The following is a 2,776-nucleotide window of genomic DNA, read 5'->3' as shown; positions in this document are numbered from 1 at the left end:
GCGGTGATCTTCTCCAGCAGGGCCGTTTCCTTCGGGCGCAGGTTTTCGGGGTCGGTAAGGAGGAGGCGGCCGGCGTGACGCGGCGTGGTGACGGGTCGGTCGCCTTCGGCGCGGCCTTGGCTGAGGTAGCGGACCAACAGATTGGCGCTGCCGGTGTAGCCCAGGTCTCGGATCTCGCGCAGCAGGTGGGTGACGGGGACGGCAGGGTCGGCCCGGCGTCGTTCGCGAAGGTGGTCGCGGTAGGGGTCGACGAGGGTCGGCCGGTAGGCGGGGGTGAGGCGCAGGGCCTGGGGTTCGGGCATGCGGGCGTAGCGTTTGACGGTGTTCAGGGCCAGGCTGAGGCGGCGGGCGCATTCGAGCAGGCCAACGCCCTGGCCGAGGAGATCGTGGATCTTGGTCCAGCGCTCGCGGGTGGTCTGCTCGCGTATGCCGCCGGGGCGGGACGGATTGATGGTGGCCCAGCAGCCGGCATGTGCGCGGATTTCGAGCTGGACTTTGTCGCAGAAGTTTCGCCAGAGGTGCCAGCGGTCGCTGACCTGTACCGCGTCGGGCAGAGCACGGCGGACGGCCTCAGCGTAGGTGGCCGATCCGTCCCGGCATACGACCTCGGCACCAGGATGTTCGCGCAGCCACGTCTCCAGGGTGTCCGCGGTGCGGTCGGACAGCACGTCGATCCGCTCGCCAGTCTCGGCGTTGGTCACGATGGTGGCATAGCGGTGACGTCGCTTGAGCGCGAAGTCATCCACTCCGATCACCCGCGGGACCTCCCGCCGGGGCAGCGGCAGGCGACGCAGATTGCGCAGCGCGGTACTGCGGGAAACGGGCACGGCCAGCAGGCCGGCCAGGCGGGTCGCCGCCCGACCGCATAACTCCCGTGCCACCTGCGATATCTGGCCCGCCAGCCGAACCGTGCGGCGCTGATGGCGCTCCAGCAGTCCGGGAATCTGCTCGCGGAAGGTCTGTCGCCGGCAGCCCAGGATCGGGCAGGCCAGCCGCCGTACGCGCAGGTGAACGACGACCTGGCGGCCGTCGACCGGTACGTCCGCCACCGTCCGGCGGTGATATCCATGGGCCTTCGCCGTCGGCGATCCGCACACCGGACACGGCACCGCCACATCCCGAGTGCGGGCCGTGACCACTATCGCGTCACCGCCATCCGCCACATCCTCGACGACCAGCGCCGAAAGCCCGGAAAACACCGTCCCGACAAGGGAGTTGACATCCATCACAAGATCATGATCATGGACGGCTACTCGACGTCACCACCGACTACGGGACAGAGCCGCTCTTTTGACAGACCCTGCGGGCGATATCCGCAGGGTCCGGACACCAGTCGGAGGCTTCGTCGCACGGGTAGTGCACCGGTCGGCCGCCTGCCATGACGATGGAGGCGGTCCACATAGGATAGTCCGGTGCCGGGATGAGGACCTGGTCATGGGGGTCCAGGAGCGCGTGCAGGGACAGAGGTGCGAGTTCCGAGACTCCGTTGCCGAGGTATATGTCGCACGACCGGACGGTGTCGAGTCCCTTACTGCGGTAGTGTCGGGCCACCGCGTCACGGGCGTCCCGGAGCCCGGTGGCGCCGCTGTACCCGCAGGAGTGGTCGAGCTGGTCGCGCACTGCTTGTACAACCTCGGGGGCGGGCGACAGACCGTACGCGGCAGGGTCCCCTAGGTTCAGCGCTAGGGCGTGTATTGGGTTGTGATGATGTGGTTCGGGTGAGGTCCTTGATCCAGATCATGGAGGCGCGGAGGTGGAGTGCGGACTGGTAGCTCTCGGGGGTCTTGTCGAAGCGGGTGGCGATGCCCCGCCATGCCTTGAGCTGGTTGATCAGGCGCTCGACGGTGTTGCGTTCCTTGTACAGCCCGGCGTCGTGGGTGACGGGGCGACCGCCCCGGCGGCCTTCTTCTTCCGGTTGGAGGCTTGGTCCTTCTTCTCCGGGATGACCGCCTTGATCTGGCGTTTGCGCAGGTAGGCGCGGTTACCGCGAGAGGAGTACGCCTTGTCGCCCGCGACCGCGTCGGGGCGGGTGCGTGGCCGGCCGACCGGGCCGCGGACGCGGACCTTGTCCAGTACGGGGATGAACCGGGGGCTGTCGGCGGCCTGTCCGGCGGTCAGGATGATCGCGAGGGGGCGGCAGCGGCGGTCGGCCGCGAGGTGGACCTTGCTGGTCCGGCCGCCTCGCGAGCGCCCCATCAGGGCAGCCTTCAATCGGACCCGGTGTCGGCGCCGGATACGTCTTCGCTCCTCGCGGGCGGGGTCGGCACTCTGTCCGGCTTGTCCTTCCGGGCTGCCCCCTTTAACCGGGCCTTCTCCTGTTCGGCGGCGGCCTTCTCCAGGGCGGTCAGGGTCTGGTCGTCCAGCTGCATCCCGGCCGCGTCGTGGTGGGCTCGGACCGTGGTGGAATCCACGCTGACCAGCGACAAGTCCACTCGGCCCCGCTTGGCGGCCTCGGCGAACAGGCCCTCCAGCAGAGCCTCGAAGACCCCGGCATCGCGCCACTGCCTGAAGCGGTTGTGCACGGTGGACCAGGCGCCGAACTCGGCGGGCATCTCCCGCCACTGCGCCCCGGAACGGAACTTCCAGATCACGCCCTCGAACTGCTGCCGCAGAGTAGCGGGATACGGCCCGTACTCGCCGATCGGCAGGTACGGCCCGACGTACTCCCACTCCTCATCACTCAGTTGCGCACGCGTCATACGCCCCTGACTACCGGATTCGTCCTCGCCGTGAGGGCGAATCCCACACATTGATCATGACCCGATACACGCCCTAG

The 2,776-nt window shown here is 68.4% G+C and carries 2 protein-coding genes and 1 pseudogene; all 3 read right to left on the bottom strand.

Annotation, left to right across the window (positions count from 1 at the left end):
* The coding region (locus B9S58_RS30575; RefSeq protein ID WP_181009307.1) for an ISL3 family transposase at positions 1-1,199 on the bottom strand (1,199 nt) is incomplete at its 3' end.
* A gap of 70 nt (positions 1,200-1,269) precedes the next feature.
* Positions 1,270-1,680, bottom strand: coding sequence for an aminotransferase class I/II-fold pyridoxal phosphate-dependent enzyme (locus B9S58_RS30570; RefSeq protein WP_374935721.1), 411 nt, complete (start codon positions 1,678-1,680; stop codon positions 1,270-1,272).
* Between the two features lie 31 nt (positions 1,681-1,711).
* Positions 1,712-2,699 (bottom strand): annotated as a pseudogene (locus B9S58_RS30565) (IS5 family transposase); the annotation flags it as partial.
* Positions 2,700-2,776 lie beyond the last annotated feature (77 nt).

Source organism: Streptomyces sp. SM11 (assembly GCF_002910905.1).
GTDB lineage: Bacteria > Actinomycetota > Actinomycetes > Streptomycetales > Streptomycetaceae > Streptomyces.
The sequence above is the reverse complement of the archived record's forward strand: the minus strand, read 5'-3'. Positions and strand labels throughout refer to the sequence as shown.